Genomic DNA, 18,024 nt, shown 5'->3' with positions numbered 1-18,024 from the left:
CATATGCCAATATATAGTTAGAATATACCAGCGTGTTGCGTTTGTTGAAAATAATTTCTTATTCCTTACAAAGGGGGATAAGAAAATGGAACAGACCGTAAACCAGGCAATCATGGAGTGCAAGGCTGGAAAAAACCGAGAAGAGAATCTAAATTGGATAATTCAGAAATTTCAACCAGTTATATGTAAATATGCAAGGAAATTGTATTCTTTGGAATATGAAGATGCAGTTCAAGAACTTAGTGAAGCTTTGATAATGGCAGTAGTTAGTATAGATGTGTGTAATGCAGAGGGACAAAGTATTGCTTATCTTGTAAAAGGTATCAAATTAAAATTTTATGAATTGCGGAGAAAGAGTATCGTTGAATATGAGTATCGGATGCATTCAGAACAGATTGATGTAAATACAAATATAACGTGTACAGATGATTATTCTGAAATAGAGTGGAAGCTGGAATTAAAAAAATTGAAAGATAAAAGCAGTCCTATGGAGTGCCATATTATCGATGGAATGGTATGGGAAATAAGTGACGTAGAACTGGCAGATTTATTACATGTATCCAGACAGTATATTAATCGAAAAAGAAGGCAGTTGATGCAGAGACTAAAAGATCAAATATAAAAGCATTTGATAGAATGATTCCAAAGAGAAACTTGATATGGTACAATCGTAGATGGAAAATAAAATTAGGGAGGTGATTTTAAGGTATGTTACATATATCAATTTGCGATGATGAGATAGTTGCTGTGGAAAAGATGAGGAAAATCGTGGGGAAAGTACTGGAACAAGAGCAATTATTGGCAAATGTAGGGACTTTTGAAAATGGGGAAGAATTTTTAAATCAATATATAATCAGAGACGACGAATTGGTGATATTGGATTTGGATATGCCGAAAAAAAATGGAATAGATGTTATAAAAGAGCTTGAAAAGATTCAGAGGAATGAAGTGGTGATTCTGGTTACGGCATATGACAATCTTGCAATACAATCGTTTTCTTATGGACCATTTCAAATCGTTAGAAAAGAACGACTGGAAGAGGATTTGACGAAAGCGGTAAGTAGATTTTTGAAAATGCGCCAAAGAAAACAAGAAGTGTTGGAATTTCAGGTAAAAGGAGAAATTATACATACAAAAGTATCTGATATTGTATATTTTGAAAAGTGCCAACATCATGTTTATGTGCATTTGCGGGATCAAACAGTTCTGTGCATACGGAAAAATATGCAGGATTTTGAGAAAGAACTGGCAGGGAAAGGATTTGTGAGGACACATGCAGCATATATTGTTGCGCTTAAATACTGCAAAAAGTTTGAAAAAAATGACATTATTCTTGTTGGGGACATAAAAATTCCGGTGAGCAGAGACCGCAGACAAATGACAAAAGAACAATTCATGATAGGCAGGAGAAGATAAGTGGAGATAATAAATTTTTTAATTGGACAACTGGTAGGATTAGTAGAACCGTTTTTGGCGATTGATTTTATAATAAAATGCCTCGGCTGGAAAGAGGGGGTGAGGCATCGAAAGCAGTTATATATAGGTGTTTGCCTGATATGGTTTATAGTTGCACAGGGAAATGGAAGATTTGCAGGAAGTTATAATATTATTGCAGCGTTTGATATGTGTCTGGCATATTTGTTTAGTTATCTGTATTTAAAAAAAACGGCAGGCATGAAGCTTATGATATGTATCTTAGAGCAGATAATAAGCACCATTTGTACATTAAGTGTTATGCAATTGACAGCTTATATTATCAATACGTCAGTTTTTGATTTTCTTGAAAATGAAGGAATGATTTTTCAAACAGGGGCAATTGTATCTAAAATCGTAGTATGGCTGGTATATAAAGGCGTATATACTTATTTGGATTATATGACAATACATTTTCCTAAAGAGCAGATTGTTCTTACAAATGTAATGATTGGTTTTACGACAGTAAGTGAAGGGTGCATCTTTCTGGCAGTTTCGCAGAAAGGTGTCAGTCATTACACAGTTGTTTTGCTTATGATTGTTTTTTTGGGGATTATTGCTTTGTGTGGTTATGTTATCTACATGATGATAACGATTAGTAAGAAAAATGAAAAAATGCAATTGTATCAATTGATAGAGTTAAAAAGTCAGGAGCAGGAGCGACAACTGGAAGAGTGGAAACATTCCGAAGAGAGTATGCGAAAGTTTCGCCACGATTATAAGAATCATTGCATGAATATGGAGCATTTACTTGAGAAAGGTGAGTATGAAAGTTTGGACAAGTATTTAAAACAGTTTGTGTCAGAAGAACTTGGAGAGGTTAGATCAATATACTCAGACAGTCCGATTATAAATGCAGTATTTCATAATAAGATGTCTATATGTAAAGAAAAAAGGATTGATATTTCATGCAATATTACAGGAAGTGTGAAATGCCTTGATGATATGGGCGTTGGGAGTATTTTATTTAATTTGCTGGACAATGCAATTGAGGCGTGTGAGAAAAATAAAAAAGAAAAGAGAATCGTTTGCCAGATTGCCAGAGAAGCGGACGAGGTAAATATATTTTTAGAAAATAGTATTGATCAGTCGGTACTGGCAGAAAACCCGTCATTTGAAACTACCAAGGACAAGAAAGACCAGCATGGCATGGGACATCTGATTGTAGAAGAACAAGTGAAGAGACTTGGCGGTATGGTAGAATATTATGAGGACGAAATGTTCTGTGCCCATATATATTTGCCGATGTAAATGATGATGATTGATATGTAAATTATCCCTAAAAGTAGATATGGACAGGTATTGATGGCATTATAAATGCCGTGATAGAAAAAAAAGCAAAATATATATCTGAAAAATTAGTAGAAAAAAATTTAGTGAAGAATAAGGACAAGGATGTTTATCAGTATGGAATAGAGGTTTTAATATCAACGGCAATTAATATAATGCTTTTATTGGTAATAGGAATTATTACGAAAACAGTTTTGTTGAGTATATGTCATTTTTTAATATTAGCGACAATTCGGACTTTGACAGGAGGATATCATGCATCAACATATTTGAGATGTGAAATATTGGGGTGTGTGACGTATATTACAATCGTGTTATGCTTAGAAAAAGTCACTCAAATTTTTTGTGTTTCAAATTGGTTAATGGTGTGTAGTTTAATGGGGATAATTACATTAATTAATTTTGCGATTACCAATAAAAGAGCTGTTATTGATAAAGAACTAAAAAGATTGAAAAAAAAAGTAATACTGAGAGAACTGACATGGATAATGCTTGTCTTATTGCTTGAAGATAAGAGGATAAAAGGAGGAATTCTCTTATCTTTTTTTGCAGTATTTTTATTCACGATAATTGACAAGATAAAGAATGAGAGAAAAGATAAAAAAAGTAATATTGAAAAGAACAATTACACTGGTAGAACGAGTAGCTTTTAAATCCAGTAAAGATCCATCAAGATGGGGATTTTATGAAACGCCCATACCAGAGAAATTGAAAAATAGAACAAAACATAATTCTTAGAAACAGGGCGTTGGAAATAACGCCCTGCCTCTTAAATAGCATTTATTTTTTGTATTGAGCAATGATATTAAAGATTGCCGATGATATTGCAGTCTCTAAAACTTGGGTAACGATCCATGCCAGTATCCATGAACATTGGTCCATTGCTAGGATCTTCTTCGCCCCAACGCTCTACGTACATCAAGTTTGGATGAGACTTACCGGAAGTGTTGCTGGAAGTAGCAACAAAATAGCCTTTCGGTACAGTTCCAAGGTATTTTCCGGTTTTGTCATAGTATTTTGCAGCACGTCTTGTCTGGAACACAGCTTCAACAGTGCCATCACCGTCTACGTCAACATTGTATAGACCACATTCCGTTAGAGGTGTAAATGCTCCGGTACCAGTAGCTCCATCAATCCAACCATACATACCGTTGCAATAAATCCCCTGATAATCGGCTCCAGCGCCGTTTCCAGCCCAGGAATCTGTCCATGCAAAAATGGCATTTACTGGAAGCGTTCCGATAACATCAGATCCTCCGTTTGTTCGTGTGATTTTAAAGGCACGACCGCTTTTGTTTACAAATAAAGTTCCCATAATAAAATCTCCTTTTCAATTCATAAATGTAATAATCGATTATTCAATTATTAAAAAGAAATTATATGTGGGAATGTAAACTGAATTACAAAAAAATTAAAATGTTAAGTTGTAAATTCAGATACAATTTTGACTATATTAATTTTAGAAAAATATCTAGACATAATATATCGATTGTGGTACAATTCTTTCAAGCATTATATTTCCAAGATCTTGAAGGTTTGTACCATTTCTAATTTCAATATATTTTCTAGGAATTTTCAATGCTTGAATTACCACAATGAACAAGCAGAAGGGATTTTTAGAAATATTTATATGGCATATGTATTTGGGGATAATCTGTATAGACGGAAGTTAATTAAGATTCCCGAACCGAGATTTGTGGTATTCTATAATGGAAGGGACAAGATGCCGGAACAAAGTGTTTTACGTTTATCCGATGCTTATGAAAGTAAATCTGAAGATTTAGATTTGGAGTTAAAGATTCGCTTTGTAAATATAAATCCTGGATATAATGAGGAAATGATAGAAAGAAGTCCGACATTATATCAATATGTGAAATTTGTAGATACAGTCCGCAAATATCAGCAGGAAATGCCATTTCCGGAAGCAGTGGAAAAGGCAATTGATGAATGTATAAAAAAGGGTATTCTTGCGGAGTTTTTAAGGAAGAACAGAGCTGAGGTGTTAAGGGTGAGCATATTTGAGTATGATGAAGAAGAACATATGAGGCAGGAACGAGAAGAAAGCAGGCAGGAAGGCTTTGAAGAAGGCGAAGAGAGAATTAATGATTTGTATGATAAATTACATGAATTAAATCGAGAAGAAGATATTTGGAAAGCTATAAAAGATGTTGAACACAGAAAGAAATTGCTGGAAGAATTTCATCTTGATTAAAAATTTTACAAGACCAGATGCTGTGTTACTGCCCAGCATCTGGTTTTTCTTTACATTTGCAATATATTATGGCCACTAATGTGCTTACAGCGGTTGCCAGTATGCCGGGGCCGACGATGGCAGCAGGGTTGATACTGCCGTACTGACTGCGGTAGGCAATGACATTTACAGGAATGAGCTGCAGGGATGATATATTAATGATAAGAAATGTGCACATTTCATTGCTGGCGGTTCCGGGAGCGCGTACTTTTCCCGGGAGGTGGTATTTGCGGCGGTCGTCTTCCAGATTTTTCAGTTCTTCCATTGCGTTCAGTCCGGCAGGTGTCGCAGCCCAGCCAAGTCCCAGAATGTTAGCAATGATATTCGTGGTGATGTGGGTGGCAGCAGGGTGATTGTCCGGAAGATTTGGAAACAGGAAATGAATCAGTGGCTTCAACTTTCGAGAAAGCTGTTCGATGATGCCGGCTTTTGTTGCAATTTCCATAAGCCCTACCCAGAAGGACATGATACCGATCATAGTAATGCATAGCGTGATTGCTTCCTTGGAAGAATCCAGTGCGGCATTGGTGATGTCGGGCATGCGTCCGGTAAATGCGGCGTAGATAATCCCAAGCATCATCATACCGGCCCAGAGATAATTGAGCATAAGAAAACCTCATAGTTTTCGCTTTATAAAAACTATGAGGTTTGTGTAATAAGTATGTCATATTATTTTAGAGAATCATCCAGTTTTCTCCATACGGTAAAAATCATCGTGACAAAGCAGGCGGTTCCGCCGATGAAGTTGGAAACCGGCTCGGCAAGAAAGACTCCATTTGTTCCAAGTCCGCCTACAGTCGGAAGCCACAGTGTCAGTGGAATAACGATGATTGCCTTTCGCAGCAGGGAGAAGAATACGGCTTGTTTTGCTTTTCCCAGTGCAGTAAATGTGGACTGTCCGGCAAACTGCAGCGACATCATAAAGATTCCAAAGAAATATAAATGCATCGCAGGTACGCCTTCGGCTAACAATTCCGATTCTCTGTTGAACATGTGAATGAAGAAGCGTGGGAAGGCGAGCAGTAATGCCCACATAAAACAGGAAAATAAGATACAGACAATCGTTGTAAATTTGATTGCTGATTTTACACGCGCATGTTTCCCGGCACCGTAGTTAAAGCTCATGACAGGTTGCGCACCACTTGTAAGACCGGTGACCGGCATAGTAATGATTTCCCGGACGGAGTTAATAACGGTCATGATTCCAACGTACAGGTCACCACCGTATCTGGAAAGAGTTGCGTTACAGACAATCTGTACCGATCCATTTGTAATCGCCATAATAAATCCGGCAAGTCCAAGAGCACAGATTTCCTTTACTAATCGGAAGTCCAGTTTCATATAAGCAAGTGAGAGTGTAAGGATTGCTTTCTTTCCGGTTAGAAAATGTAATACCCAGATTGCAGAGATTCCTTGCGAAATGATGGTCGCAAGAGCGGCTCCGCGGACTCCCATATGGAGAACGAAGATAAAAAGCGGGTCCAGGATCAGGTTCAGGACAGCACCGATGGAGACGGTGAGCATTCCGGTCATTCCAAATCCCTGGGCGTTGATAAAATTGTTCATGCCAAGACTGATCATGACAAAAAGTGTGCCGATAAGGTAGAGGCTGATGTATGCATTTGCATAAGGATAAGTAATATCACTGGCGCCGAACAGGTAAAGCAATGGGCGCTTGGACAGGTAGCACAAAACCATGAGAATACCGCCGGAAATCAGGAGCATGGAAAAGGAGTTGCCGAGAATTTTCCGGGCGCGCGCAGGTTCACCGGCACCTCTTGCCATAGAAAAAAGCGGTGCGCCGCCCATACCGAACAGATTGGCAAAAGCGGTGATGATTGTAATGACCGGCAGAGTCAGACCGATTCCGGTCAACGCCTGGGTGGACACGTCTGGGAGATGACCGATGTAAATGCGGTCAATAATGTTGTAAAGGACATTAATGAGCTGGGCAAGCGTCATAGGAATTGCAAGACGCAGAATATTTCCAGAGATGCTGCCCTCACCAAAGTCATGAGTGTCCGTAGAGTTTGCTTTTGGTAAAGCATTTGTATTATTTTTATGTAAAAGATTCAATTTCGGAAACTTCCTTTCTGATGCCGGTATGGATTTCTTTACACTGGCATAATATACAACAGATAGTATAGGGCAAGCAAAAGGAGAATTCAAGAATTGAAACTATTTCTTTACCTGTCGGATTTTATTGTACCACTCATGATATTCGGGATTATCTGTTACGGAATCACAATGAAAATTCCAGTTTATGACACATTTGTAAAAGGAGCGAAGGACGGATTTTTGACTGTTATCAAAATTATGCCGACTATGGTAGGGCTTATGGTAGCAGTCGGAGTACTAAGAGCATCCGGATTTCTGGAATTTCTGGCACAAATGATTGGAAAAGTTACACAATATATCGGATTCCCGGGCGAATTAGTTCCACTCACAATAGTAAAGATGTTCTCCTCGTCTGCAGCGACAGGTTTACTCCTTGATGTCTACAAAGAGTACGGGACAGATTCCTATCTGGGACTAGTGGCATCCATCAGCATGTCCTGCACAGAGACAATATTTTACACCATGAGCGTTTACTTCATGACCGCAAAAGTAACAAAAACAAGATACACACTGCCAGGGGCATTACTGGCAACACTCGCCGGATTGGCGGCCAGCGTAGTACTAGGGGGCGTAGTAAAATAGAAAAGTTACGGTAGAAAACGCAGAATAACTACGTCCCCAAAAGGTTGCTCTTAGGGGCAAAATTCGGTATACTGATAGGAGCAAATCCCGTGTGTTTGTGGGTGAAGGAGGAACGAATGAATCTGATCAGTCGGATTCCGAAGGATTTTTACAAGGTATTCGGAAGTAAATATATGGAATTCTATATGCAGTTTCTTGTGGCGGTTTACGAGGAGAGCAGCCAGTCGTATTCGCTTTTGGGGTTGACTGAGGGCGAGTGTCAGGCGATTATGAATGAGCAGCTTGCCCGTATGACGTTAGACTGGAGTGAGGAGCGCTTTGATGAGGAAGGGGAGCTTTTGACGCGGTCGAACATGGCAATGATAAGTTTACGGCATTTTGAAGACTGGGGATGGCTTAGACGTGACTATGACGAAACACTAAACAGCTATGTAGTATCTTTCCCGGAGTATAGTCAGTTGTATGTGGAGTTGTTCCGTAATCTTTATAGTGATGAGGACAGCAAGGAGCGCGAGAGTGTGCTGGCAGTGTACAGTCACCTTTATACATATAGTTCGGATCGGGAGAAGAATAATGACATTCTGAAAAGTGCACTGCATACGTCAAGATCCCTGCTTCAGATGCTGGCAAATATGCAGGAAGGGATGCGCGGATATTTTGATGAATTATCGAGCCAGCGAAGTTTTTTAGGAATCCAGGAAGTTCTTGTAAAGGAAATCAACAATAGTGACAGCCAAAAATATGCGATTTTGACGACAACCGACAGCTTTTATCGTTACAAGGAAGCGGTCAAAGAGCTGATAGAGAAGAATCTTGGGGAAAATGAGACAAGGCGCGAAGGTTTTGTGGAAAAGCTCATGGATATTCAAGTTCAGCTGGCGCGAGAGGAGCAGGAGAAGTCTGAAGAACGAAATGTGCAGAATAAGCTGAGCATTCAGCGTTACCGTCTGGAGCGGGCAGTGAAGCTCTGTGACGAAGCGAATGAAATGTTGTACCGCATTTCCAGAGAGTTTGATGCCATTGAGCGAAGATACAATATGCTGATTGAGCAGAAGACTGTATTTGCAAGCCGGGCTGCTGCGAGAATCCGGTACATTTTGATGGAAGGCGCGGTCGAGGAAGATCAGACAATTGCCTTTGTAAATCTTTTGACTCAGAGTGAAAAACGTGATGAAATTTTGGACAAGCTGTCGCAGAAAATGAAGCTGACCGAACCATACCGTGTGATGAATGAAAAGAGTCTGTATCAGAGACGGGACCGGAAAAAAGAAGCATTTGTACCGCAGGCGGTGACAGAGGTAACAGAACAGGCAGATTCGGAAGAAATGAATGAGTATGTTCTGAAGCCGCTTTACACGCAGAAGGAAATCCGAGAGTTCCGGAAACAAAACGAGCAGGATGGAAACTTTATTGTGACGAAAGACACAGTAAAATCCATGGAAGATCTGGAAAAGCTGTTTCTTGTTTGGCAGGATGCTACGGAAGTTGCGGAAGGAACGGAAGAGATTGAGGTTGGAGAAGAGCTTGAGAACGAGAATGGTCTGAGATTCTCTAAGCTTATGATTAAAAAATCTCAGTAATCATCAGGTGAAATATCATAGATGGAGGCTTGTGCCCCAACATCATAATAAGAAAGACAAGGATAAGGAAAAATATATGGTAAATTATATGGAAGAATTGTCTGTGACGGAGGCGGAGAATCTGAAGAAAACCATTTCCGCGCTGTTTCGGCAGACATGCATTTTACAAGTAAAATATGATCCGGTCACGCTGACGCCGAGGGATAACCTTCACTATGAAATCTGTGTGAGACACCGGAAATTTATAGAAGACTATCTGTCCGTACTTGGGTGCGAACTGGTACACGACCCGCAGGAACACATTTTCAGGCTGACCGGAGAAGGCGTGGCTGTGGAACGTTTGAATGTGACGGCTACGAAGATCATTCTTCTTATTAAAATAATCTATCGGGATAAGATTCTCGGGGAAGGTCTGAATGCGACTGTGACGAATCTGGCGGAGATCCGTGAGTATGGAAAGGACACGAATCTGATCAATGAGAAGCTGACTATGGCAGAGTGGAAAGATGCGCTGTATGTTATGAGCAAGCATCAGATCATCGAGGTGCCGGGCGCGATCCAGAACGTAGAAGATCAGACAAAGATTTACATTTACAGCACAATTAATCTGTATTGCAGTGGTGTAGATATTCAGGCATTGATAAAAGAATATGTTGATGAGGAAGGCGGTGCAGAAGTTGAAGCAGGCGAAGAAGATATTTACAAGAATGCTGATGAATAATTGGGGCGGTGTCAGCCACAAGGTCATGGAGTTCCATGAGTATGTGAATCTGTTCAGTGGTAAGAGTGGCTCTGGAAAATCAACAGTTATGGATGCCATTCAAGTCGTTCTGTACGGAAGTATTTCCGCTACATTTTTAAATAAGGCGGCGGACGATGCGAAGAACCGCCGAAGTGTGCTCAGTTACCTGCGAGGTGCGCAGAAAGACGGCTCTTACAATCGTGATGGACAGGACTTCTGCTCTCAGATCGTACTGGAGATATTTGACACCGGAACGAAGGTGAGCACTTGTATCGGTGTTGCATTCGAAGTTGGAAAAAATGATACCGATATCCGGAAGTATACATTTTTCAGCCACTCCGGGAAAATTCCGGAGGACGAGTATCTGACGGAGAAAGGTGTGCCATATACAATTGCAGCACTCAGAAAGCTTGTGGAAAAGCGGGTGGATTCTTCGGACAATCGTGGACGAGGTGATGTGAATCGTCTTTATCCGTCAAAAGAGGCATATCTGAAAACGGTTTATGATGTGATCTTTGGATATGTGGAGCCGGGGCGCATGATGACCATGGAAAAGAGTGCGATTGCCCTTCGCATGACAAATGGAACGGGTCAGTTTATCCGTGATTATATGTTCCCGAAGAGTAAGGAGGACACGGTTTCGACCATCAGTGACCAGCTTGGTGCGTACCGTGAGATCAAAGAGCGTGTGGAAGACCTGGAGAATCGGATCCATCTTCTGGATGAGATCAGCCGGCAGAATCTGGCACTTCAGACGACGCGTGCGGATAAGATCCATGTGGAACAGGTGTTAAAATATATTGATATTGAAAGCTTCAAGACGAAGATTGAGGCAAGAAGTCAGGATCTTATGGATATCAATGAGAAGATTCGTACCAGAGAAAAACAGCAGAATGAGAATAATGAGAAAAAGACACAGCTTACGAACGCACTTGTTGAGGTAGAAGCGGAACTAAAATCCAGTGATTATGGTCAGAAGGAGAAGGAGCTGAAGAGTCTTAAGGAAACCATCAAGCTTCTGGCCCGCAACAGTGAGCAGTGGCGAGAGGTTGTAAAAGGACTTGTCCGCTGGGAGGAAGATGAAGAGATCAGTGCCTATGTGAGCAATCCGGCACTTCAGAGGATTGATGAGATTAAGTCGGGAAATGTTTCAAAGGAAGCAATTGAGAAGCTAAAGAAACAACTAAGTGACGCGCTGGAGAGCATTAATGAAGAAGTTGATGAAATCGGTACAAGAATCAGTCAGAACCGCAAGGATTTGAAAGAGAAAAAGGAAATGGTGGAGGATCTGAAAAACGACCGCAAACCGTACCGAAAAGAGTTGAAACAGGCAAGGCAGGAGTTACAGAACCGTCTGAGCACACAATATGGAAGAACCATTCACGTCAACATTTTCGCAGACCTTTTTGATATTACAGATGAGAAGTGGAAAAATGCGATTGAAGGTCGTATGGGGCGTGTGAAACACAGTCTTGTGACCGCACCGGAGTACGCCCTTGATGCAGCGAAAGTATTTCGTAAGCTTCAATATCTTGGTGGGATTGATGAAGTAGATCTGTTAGATACGGCCGCAATTGTGAAGTCCGAGCCAAAAGTTCATGACAATTCGATCTATGAGGCTGTTCATGCAGAAGAACCATACGTGGACCAGTGCCTGCGCCGTTATCTCGGAAGAATTGCCAAATGCGAGACAGAGGAAGAACTCCGTGCCTCCGGAAATGGTGTGACAGCCGACTGCTATTCCTATAATAATTACATTTTCCGTCATCTGAAGAAAAATGATTACGAAAAATATGCCTGCATTGGAACGAAGGTTTCTAAGGCAAAGCTTCGTGAAATGGAAGATGAGGTTCTGAAGCTGAGTGAAGAAGTATTGCAAGATCAGCAGATGCAGCAAAGCCTGAAAGCAGCCCAGGGATTTGAGCGGCTGAACCAAAGCACAGATCAGATTCTGCATCTGGCCGGGGCAGGAGAAGAACTGCAGGCATTTTACGAGAAACAGGATCAGTTGGAGAAGGAACTGAGAGAGCTTCGCGAAGGAAGCAGAACTGCGGAACTCAATCAGCAGAAGACAGAATTAGAAGTAAAAATCCGGGAAATTGAGAAGATATCTGAACAGCTTCAGAAAGAAATACTGGGCTATGCCAAGACACAGGGACAGGCAGAGCAGGATATTGTGAATTTCCAGAATCGTATGGATTTCCTGATGCAGGGATTTGTACTGAATGAAGAACTGCAGACTGAAGTCCAGGAAGCATTAAAGATACAATCTGAGCAGACATACCGACGTAAGAAAAGTAAAGAATCTGAAGAGCTGATGAAGCAGGAAGAGGAAGTACGTGATCTTCTGACCCGTGCGAGAAATCAGTTCAATCAGGCATATCCATCCTATGGCCTGACGGGCGTAGAACACGAAAATGTTTCTTATGACAGGATTTTGAATCAATGCAGACAGGACTTTGAGCCGAAGTATAAAGATGAATTTCAGAAACAGTATGATCTGATCTACCATACGCTTCGTGAAAATGTAATCGCGACGATCCACGGTGAAATCAAAGCGGCATACCGTCACAGGAAAGAAATCAATCGTATGCTGGCAAAGATTAAATTCTCTGACAGTATTTACCAGATTGATATTCTTCCGGCAGAAAATGAAAATGGACAGTTCTATGAGATGCTGATGGCACCGGAATTGGACAGCAAAGTGCTAGACGATGATGGTTTCGACGGACAGATCACGCTTGGCGAAGACACATTTTATCAGAAATACGAGCAACAGATCTTGCGCTTGACGGAGAAATTCATGCCTCCGAAAGACGAAGATGCCAAGTCCTTAAGCCAGCACCGTCAGCAGATGGAGCAGTACGTGGATTACCGGAATTATCTGACCTTCAGTATGTACGAACGAGTGGAAGATGAAGATGGAAATGTGAAAAAAAATGCGGTCGATGACATGGCAGGGCGTGATTCCGGAGGAGAAGGACAGAATCCGAAATATGTAGCACTTCTGGCTGGATTTGCAATGCTTTATATGCAGCAGACAAACCGCGATTCCAAGATAAGACTGGTACTTTTGGATGAAGCATTTTCCAAAATGGACAAAGAACGAAGCGAAGTCTGCCTGCACTACGCAAGAGAACTGGAATTACAGTTGATTGTGTGCGTACCGGACGAGCGGCTGCAGTCCTTGATCCGAAATGTAGACAGTGTGTACGGATTTAGAAGATATCAGAATCAGGTAAGTATGATGCATATCGATAAAGGAGAATATCTGGATATGATTGAGGGGAAGATTTGACTCGCATGAGTCAAATCTTCCCTTGAAACTTTCCCCTGAAACTCTTCCGCTAATACGCATTTTTAATTTGCTTCTGTAGAATTTCAAATGGCGCCGGTCCGGTATCGAGGATGCATTGGTGGAACTGATTCTGGGTAAAATCATCTCCCCAGGTTTTTATTGCCAGTTTTTTTAATTCCAGAAATTCCACGTATCCGATGTAATATTTGAGATAATTGCCGGGATCTGCGACAATCAGATCAAAAATGTCCTCGATTGTCTTTTCATTCGTGATTCCATAGGTTCGGAAAAAGGCAACTGTTTCAGCAAGAGTCCAGCCGTCATAGTGGATGCCCATATCGGCGAGGGCGTAAAGTCCGAGAATGATGGAGGCATTATGTTGGAGAAGTGTTGCCGTATCATGAGAAAGCGGGGAATAGTAATAACTCAGCATTTCACAATATGTAGCCCAACCTTCGGTATATCCGCCAAATGACAGAAGATCTCGAATCGGAGGGTGTTTGGTGGCGGAGTAGTAGACCGTTTGATATAAATGCCCCGGATAACCTTCGTGTGCCAGAGTTGTAAAGAGAGTCAGGTCATCAGAAATGTGTCCGGGATTAATATAGATGACGTTTTCGCCACTGTTATCAATTGGCGGAATCATGTAAAAAGCAGGACTTAAATATTCTTCCATAGCTTCCTGAACATATTTTATTTCGAAAGAAACTTTTGGAGGTTCTGGGAATGAGCCGGATATTTTATCTTGCAGCGTATTTAAAATGTTGACCGGATCATCGGAAGAAAATTCGGTACCGTGACCTTTGAATAAATCAGAAGCTGCTCCCGGCGTGGTACCTTGTACAGAGCCGGAATGAGCTTCAGAGTTCTTATGGAAACTGGAATTGTTTAATAATTTCTGCATCGTTAGCAGGTCACTTTGAATTTGTCTTTGTGCAAGTTTCTGAAGCTGTGGAATGGTTCTGGCAGAACCGGTCTGTTCTTTTACTGAGAGTTCATAATATTTTTTTCCATCAGGAAGATAACAGAGTCCCCGTTTGTTGTTTCCGGTATCACGAAGATTTTGGAGTCCGTCACTAAGAAAAGTGAACGCCGGAAGAACGTAATTTAAAACGGCGTCACGATTTTGTTTCTTATAATCTTCAGAAGTTACAGCAGGCAAATTCAAAGCGTCAATTTTAGAATCAAATGTGGCATAAAGATAGTTATTTTCCATGGTGGCAAATGTCTGACATTCCGTGATAATGTCGTCGGCGACGTAGGAAGCCATGAAAAGTCCGGCGTTGCTTTTTGCTTTCTCAAATGTGAGAATAGATTGGAAATAATCGGGAATGGTAGTCAGAAGTTTCAGGTAAGTGTCAATATCGTCAGTATTATAAAAACGATATTCTGACAGAAGAATAGGAAGCTGTGCCTGAGTACCGGTAAGTGGTGTGAGAGGTTCTTCATATAAAAGATACGGCCCCATTTCCAAAGAAGAGGTATAAGAGTGTTCAAGAATGTCGTAAGTCAGCTTATTATAATCAGACAGCTTGTTCCGTTTGAACTGATGAAGGCTTGCAAGAGCATTTTCCGCAGAAGCACATATAAGCGCCGAGTCTGTTCCGGCGTATCCACAAGAGACAGGTGGATTTTGAATTCCATAAGATTCCGGATCTTTTACTGTGTAATGAAGCGTGATCGTATTCGCAGACACCTCCTGCCTAAATAGTTCCTCCACGTATCGGTCGAAGCGGGAATTCATATCCAAAGCTGAAGTTCCACCAACAATCGCACTTAGAAGCAGCGCAAAAATCAGCAGGCCGGACATAAAACCAACCAATAGAAAGTGCCGTTTTTTATAAAGAGACATACAAAGAATCCTTTCAGTGCCTTTCTATAATATTTATGAACAGAGTTCGGAGAAAATGTGTTATCATGGAATACATGACATAGAAAAAATGCCGAGGCATTCTTGAAAAAAAGTGATTTTTGTAAAATGTGTAGTGAATTTACAGAAAATCACATTTGAAAGGAGTTAGAAAATGCAGCTAACACATTTTGATGAAAATGGAAAAGCAATCATGGTCGATGTTACGGAGAAAAATGACACAGTCCGGGAGGCTACGGCAAAAGGACGCATCCTGGTGAGCAGGGAAGTCTACGATGCGATTGAAGCCGGAACAGTCGGAAAGGGGGACGTGCTCGGAGTGGCAACAACTGCCGGAATTATGGGTGCAAAGAGAACTTCCGAACTGATTCCGATGTGCCATATTCTTCCAATCACAAAATGCCGTGTGAATTTCGAGATGAAACCAGAGGAATGTGCAATTGACTGTTATTGTACAGTAAAAGTGACCGGGAAGACAGGCGTGGAGATGGAAGCCCTCACAGGTGTCAGTGTGGCACTTCTTACTGTATACGATATGTGTAAAGCCATCGATAAATCTATGGAAATCGGAGAGATTTATCTTTGTCATAAAAGTGGCGGAAAAAGTGGTGAGATCAGAAACGAAAAGATTGACGGTCAGAAAGCAAGACCGTGCCAGAACTAGGGAAGTTAGGGGAGAGCTAAATTCGTTGACAAATAAGAGGTTATTGCTATAATAATTTTATTACATATTAGAAATGGTGGGACAGATGAAGATAGGCGCAGTAATATTGGTGGCCGGAGTCGGGATACCAGATGAGGAGATGGAAAAGTTTCTTGAGATGAAGAGACCGACCATTTTCGAACAGATGATTGTAAGCTATCAACGTGCGGGTGTGGCAGACATTGCTCTGGTCACACGGGATGGAATGGCAGATAAGATAGAGCAGACATTGCATCGTCGCGGGGTTACATTTTTGGATATAGAGTCAGATTCCTTTGATTTAGCAGTTCTGAAGGGACTTTCTTATCTATCGGATACATGCGAACGTATTTTTGTCGGAGATATTCGTTTTCCTTTTTTTCAACCGGATATATTGGTAATGATGCAGAAGCGTCAGGCAGAATTGCTTGGTGCAGTATATGGAGGTATGTTTGGCGACTTGATTTGTATCAGTCAGGCATGCGCAAGAAATATCTGCAAAAAACTGGAACAACAGATTGAAGAGAGCGCAGAGATGGCAGAAGGAACCGTCAGAAGTACCGGTGTGGCGGCTTTCTGGAAGCAGTTCGGTTATCGGATCGCGCATATAGAGGTTGAGAATGAAGGGATTCTTGTGAAGGTGACATCGGCACAGGAATATGAAGAAAGACGGCAGATATTTGCAGAGAAGCAGATACGAGGTCATGTGAAAGTAAGCCTTGCAGTGAATCGTTCTTTTTTTGGACCGGGTGTTGTAACACTTCTGACTCAGATCGATCGTCTGGGTTCTGTGCGGGAGGCCTGCGCAAAGACCGGTATGTCTTACAGTAAAGGCTGGAAGCTCATCCATACAGCGGAGGAAGAGACTGGCTGGAAGATCGTGGAGCGCATGAGCGGTGGAAAGAATGGTGGCGAAGCCTATATAACTGAGCGTGGGCATATGCTTCTTGAAAAATATGAACTTTACAGGGAACGTGTTGAAGCGGCAGCTCAGGACATTTATAAAGATGTTTTTCAAGACGGTGAATTATTTTAATTAAGTCGAAAGCACTTCTACAGGGGACGAGCAGATAATCACAAAAAGGGAAAGAAGACTGGCGCATGAGAATTTTAATAAGAGGAGCAGGAGATCTGGCTACAGGAATTGCATATCGCCTATATAAATGCGGATTTGAAATTATTATGACAGAGACGAAAGTTCCATTGACTGTACGACGGACAATTGCATTTTCTAGAGCAGTGTATGAAGGAAATGCAGAAGTAGAACATGTTACTGCGAAACTGACTGACGGACCGGAACAGATAGATGATAGAATAAAAAAGGGGTATATACCGCTTCTTGTGGATCCAGGACTTAAGTATCTGAAAGAGTATAAGGCAGATGTAGTTGTAGATGCAATACTGGCAAAAAAAAATCTGGGAACAACGATAGACGCTGCTGAATTTGTAATTGGGGTCGGACCTGGATTTACCGCTGGAAAAGACTGCCACGTAGTAGTGGAGACTATGAGAGGACATAATCTTGGTAAAGTGATCCATGAAGGCTGTGCAATTCCGAATACAGGAATCCCGGCAGAAATAGGAGGATATTCTATTGAAAGGATCATCCGTGCATCGGCAGACGGACTTTATGAGCCTGTGGTTAAAATCGGTGATCATGTGGAAAAAGATCAGATTGTTGCTTATAGCGGTGGAAAATCTGTCCGAGCGTTGATGAGTGGTATTGTCCGGGGAATGCTGCAGCCAGGGGTAAATGTTACAATTGGCATGAAGTGTGGAGATATTGATGCCAGATGTAAGGAAGAATATTGCTATACAATTTCGGATAAAGCCAGAGCAATCGGTGGCGGGGTGCTGGAAGCAATCATGGAGCATTTCAATGGAGAAAAACATATCCTATAAGAAATGATGCGAGGGACAGGATAAAAGAATTTGTGAATTTTGAATGACTGAAGAATGTGACGAATTGGTTGACAAAAAAGTCTGTTTTGCTATAATATTATTATATAAATTTGATTGCGATCAACGGGGATTTGTTTACCTTAGATAAAAGGTGAAAAATCCCTATTTTAATATCAAAAAAATTGATATTAAAATAACTGAGAAATGTTATAAAAATATTTTTTTAAACTGCGAAT

The 18,024-nt window shown here is 41.1% G+C and carries 17 protein-coding genes; 13 read left to right on the top strand and 4 right to left on the bottom strand.

The annotated features are described in order from the left end of the window. The first annotated feature begins 85 nt into the window (after nucleotides 1-85). From G593_RS0105265 to G593_RS21715, 5 genes are all read left to right on the top strand, one after another. The gene (locus G593_RS0105265) at nucleotides 86-622 is read left to right on the top strand and encodes a hypothetical protein (protein WP_029731008.1); all 537 of its coding nucleotides are present in this window, start codon (nucleotides 86-88) and stop codon (nucleotides 620-622) included. Nucleotides 623-708: 86 nt separating this feature from the next. Further along, nucleotides 709-1,416, top strand: a complete 708-nt coding sequence (locus G593_RS0105260; RefSeq protein WP_005338208.1) for a LytR/AlgR family response regulator transcription factor — start codon at nucleotides 709-711, stop codon at nucleotides 1,414-1,416. Beyond that, complete coding sequence (locus G593_RS0105255) at nucleotides 1,417-2,724, top strand: sensor histidine kinase (RefSeq protein WP_005338206.1); 1,308 nt, start codon at nucleotides 1,417-1,419, stop codon at nucleotides 2,722-2,724. A 71-nt stretch (nucleotides 2,725-2,795) separates the two neighbouring features. Continuing rightward, nucleotides 2,796-3,416, top strand: coding sequence for an accessory gene regulator ArgB-like protein (locus tag G593_RS0105250; protein WP_029731007.1), 621 nt, complete (start codon nucleotides 2,796-2,798; stop codon nucleotides 3,414-3,416). Continuing rightward, nucleotides 3,349-3,501, top strand: a complete 153-nt coding sequence (locus G593_RS21715; RefSeq protein ID WP_081472126.1) for a cyclic lactone autoinducer peptide — start codon at nucleotides 3,349-3,351, stop codon at nucleotides 3,499-3,501. The genes G593_RS0105250 and G593_RS21715 overlap by 68 nt, the downstream gene beginning before the upstream one ends. A 67-nt stretch (nucleotides 3,502-3,568) precedes the next feature. On the opposite strand, the gene G593_RS0105245 is transcribed toward G593_RS21715, so the two are convergent. Further along, nucleotides 3,569-4,078 carry a hypothetical protein gene (locus G593_RS0105245; RefSeq protein ID WP_005338202.1) on the bottom strand — a complete coding sequence of 170 codons (510 nt, stop codon included), beginning with the start codon at nucleotides 4,076-4,078 and terminating at the stop codon, nucleotides 3,569-3,571. A 267-nt stretch (nucleotides 4,079-4,345) separates the two neighbouring features. On the opposite strand from G593_RS0105245, the gene G593_RS0105240 reads away from it, so the two are divergent. Beyond that, complete coding sequence (locus tag G593_RS0105240; RefSeq protein ID WP_005338201.1) at nucleotides 4,346-4,975, top strand: hypothetical protein; 630 nt, start codon at nucleotides 4,346-4,348, stop codon at nucleotides 4,973-4,975. A gap of 25 nt (nucleotides 4,976-5,000) precedes the next feature. Here G593_RS0105240 and G593_RS0105235 read toward each other — a convergent pair whose 3' ends face one another. Then, nucleotides 5,001-5,621: a nucleoside recognition domain-containing protein gene (locus G593_RS0105235; RefSeq protein WP_029731004.1), complete on the bottom strand. Its 621-nt coding sequence runs from the start codon at nucleotides 5,619-5,621 to the stop codon at nucleotides 5,001-5,003. A 62-nt stretch (nucleotides 5,622-5,683) separates the two neighbouring features. Next, nucleotides 5,684-7,090, bottom strand: a complete 1,407-nt coding sequence (locus G593_RS0105230; protein ID WP_044994104.1) for an MATE family efflux transporter — start codon at nucleotides 7,088-7,090, stop codon at nucleotides 5,684-5,686. 96 nt (nucleotides 7,091-7,186) lie between these two features. On the opposite strand from G593_RS0105230, the gene G593_RS0105225 reads away from it, so the two are divergent. The 4 genes from G593_RS0105225 (at nucleotide 7,187) to G593_RS0105210 (ending at nucleotide 13,334) form a co-directional block, all read left to right on the top strand. Beyond that, the gene (locus tag G593_RS0105225) at nucleotides 7,187-7,714 is read left to right on the top strand and encodes a spore maturation protein (RefSeq protein WP_029731002.1); all 528 of its coding nucleotides are present in this window, start codon (nucleotides 7,187-7,189) and stop codon (nucleotides 7,712-7,714) included. 116 nt (nucleotides 7,715-7,830) lie between these two features. After that, entirely contained in the window at nucleotides 7,831-9,294 is a 1,464-nt protein-coding gene (locus tag G593_RS0105220) for a Wadjet anti-phage system protein JetA family protein (RefSeq protein ID WP_029731001.1), read from the top strand. A gap of 76 nt (nucleotides 9,295-9,370) precedes the next feature. Then, nucleotides 9,371-10,015: a DUF4194 domain-containing protein gene (locus G593_RS0105215; protein WP_029731000.1), complete on the top strand. Its 645-nt coding sequence runs from the start codon at nucleotides 9,371-9,373 to the stop codon at nucleotides 10,013-10,015. Next, nucleotides 9,972-13,334, top strand: a complete 3,363-nt coding sequence (locus tag G593_RS0105210) for an SbcC/MukB-like Walker B domain-containing protein (protein ID WP_029730999.1) — start codon at nucleotides 9,972-9,974, stop codon at nucleotides 13,332-13,334. The genes G593_RS0105215 and G593_RS0105210 overlap by 44 nt, the downstream gene beginning before the upstream one ends. A gap of 49 nt (nucleotides 13,335-13,383) precedes the next feature. Here the strand turns inward: G593_RS0105210 and G593_RS0105205 are convergent, their stop codons facing one another. Beyond that, nucleotides 13,384-15,186 (bottom strand): DUF885 domain-containing protein, encoded by a 1,803-nt coding sequence (locus tag G593_RS0105205; RefSeq protein ID WP_029730998.1) that lies wholly within the window; start codon nucleotides 15,184-15,186, stop codon nucleotides 13,384-13,386. Nucleotides 15,187-15,358: 172 nt separating this feature from the next. Here G593_RS0105205 and moaC point away from each other — a divergent pair, with 172 nt between their 5' ends. From moaC to yqeB, 3 genes are all read left to right on the top strand, one after another. After that, nucleotides 15,359-15,868: a cyclic pyranopterin monophosphate synthase MoaC gene (moaC, locus tag G593_RS0105200; protein ID WP_029730997.1), complete on the top strand. Its 510-nt coding sequence runs from the start codon at nucleotides 15,359-15,361 to the stop codon at nucleotides 15,866-15,868. Nucleotides 15,869-15,953: 85 nt separating this feature from the next. Beyond that, nucleotides 15,954-16,922, top strand: a complete 969-nt coding sequence (locus G593_RS0105195) for a LysR family transcriptional regulator (RefSeq protein WP_242827038.1) — start codon at nucleotides 15,954-15,956, stop codon at nucleotides 16,920-16,922. A gap of 65 nt (nucleotides 16,923-16,987) precedes the next feature. Further along, nucleotides 16,988-17,788, top strand: coding sequence for a selenium-dependent molybdenum cofactor biosynthesis protein YqeB (yqeB, locus tag G593_RS0105190; protein WP_029730995.1), 801 nt, complete (start codon nucleotides 16,988-16,990; stop codon nucleotides 17,786-17,788). The last annotated feature ends 236 nt before the right edge of the window (nucleotides 17,789-18,024 follow it).

Origin of the sequence: Dorea sp. AGR2135 (assembly GCF_000420885.1) — a bacterium.
GTDB classification, from domain to species: domain Bacteria; phylum Bacillota; class Clostridia; order Lachnospirales; family Lachnospiraceae; genus Dorea; species Dorea formicigenerans.
The sequence above is the reverse complement of the archived record's forward strand: the minus strand, read 5'-3'. Positions and strand labels throughout refer to the sequence as shown.

Bases quoted from the DNA above. Each gene is read 5' to 3' on its own strand.
- yqeB (WP_029730995.1), top strand. From the start codon at position 16,988: ATGAGAATTTTAATAAGAGGAGCAGGAGATCTGGCTACAGGAATTGCA.
- moaC (WP_029730997.1), top strand. From the start codon at position 15,359: ATGCAGCTAACACATTTTGATGAAAATGGAAAAGCAATCATGGTCGAT.
- G593_RS0105265 (WP_029731008.1), top strand. From the start codon at position 86: ATGGAACAGACCGTAAACCAGGCAATCATGGAGTGCAAGGCTGGAAAA.
- G593_RS0105220 (WP_029731001.1), top strand. From the start codon at position 7,831: ATGAATCTGATCAGTCGGATTCCGAAGGATTTTTACAAGGTATTCGGA.
- G593_RS0105215 (WP_029731000.1), top strand. From the start codon at position 9,371: ATGGTAAATTATATGGAAGAATTGTCTGTGACGGAGGCGGAGAATCTG.
- G593_RS0105260 (WP_005338208.1), top strand. From the start codon at position 709: ATGTTACATATATCAATTTGCGATGATGAGATAGTTGCTGTGGAAAAG.
- G593_RS0105195 (WP_242827038.1), top strand. From the start codon at position 15,954: ATGAAGATAGGCGCAGTAATATTGGTGGCCGGAGTCGGGATACCAGAT.
- G593_RS0105205 (WP_029730998.1), bottom strand. From the start codon at position 15,186: ATGTCTCTTTATAAAAAACGGCACTTTCTATTGGTTGGTTTTATGTCC.
- G593_RS0105235 (WP_029731004.1), bottom strand. From the start codon at position 5,621: ATGCTCAATTATCTCTGGGCCGGTATGATGATGCTTGGGATTATCTAC.
- G593_RS0105245 (WP_005338202.1), bottom strand. From the start codon at position 4,078: ATGGGAACTTTATTTGTAAACAAAAGCGGTCGTGCCTTTAAAATCACA.
- G593_RS21715 (WP_081472126.1), top strand. From the start codon at position 3,349: ATGAGAGAAAAGATAAAAAAAGTAATATTGAAAAGAACAATTACACTG.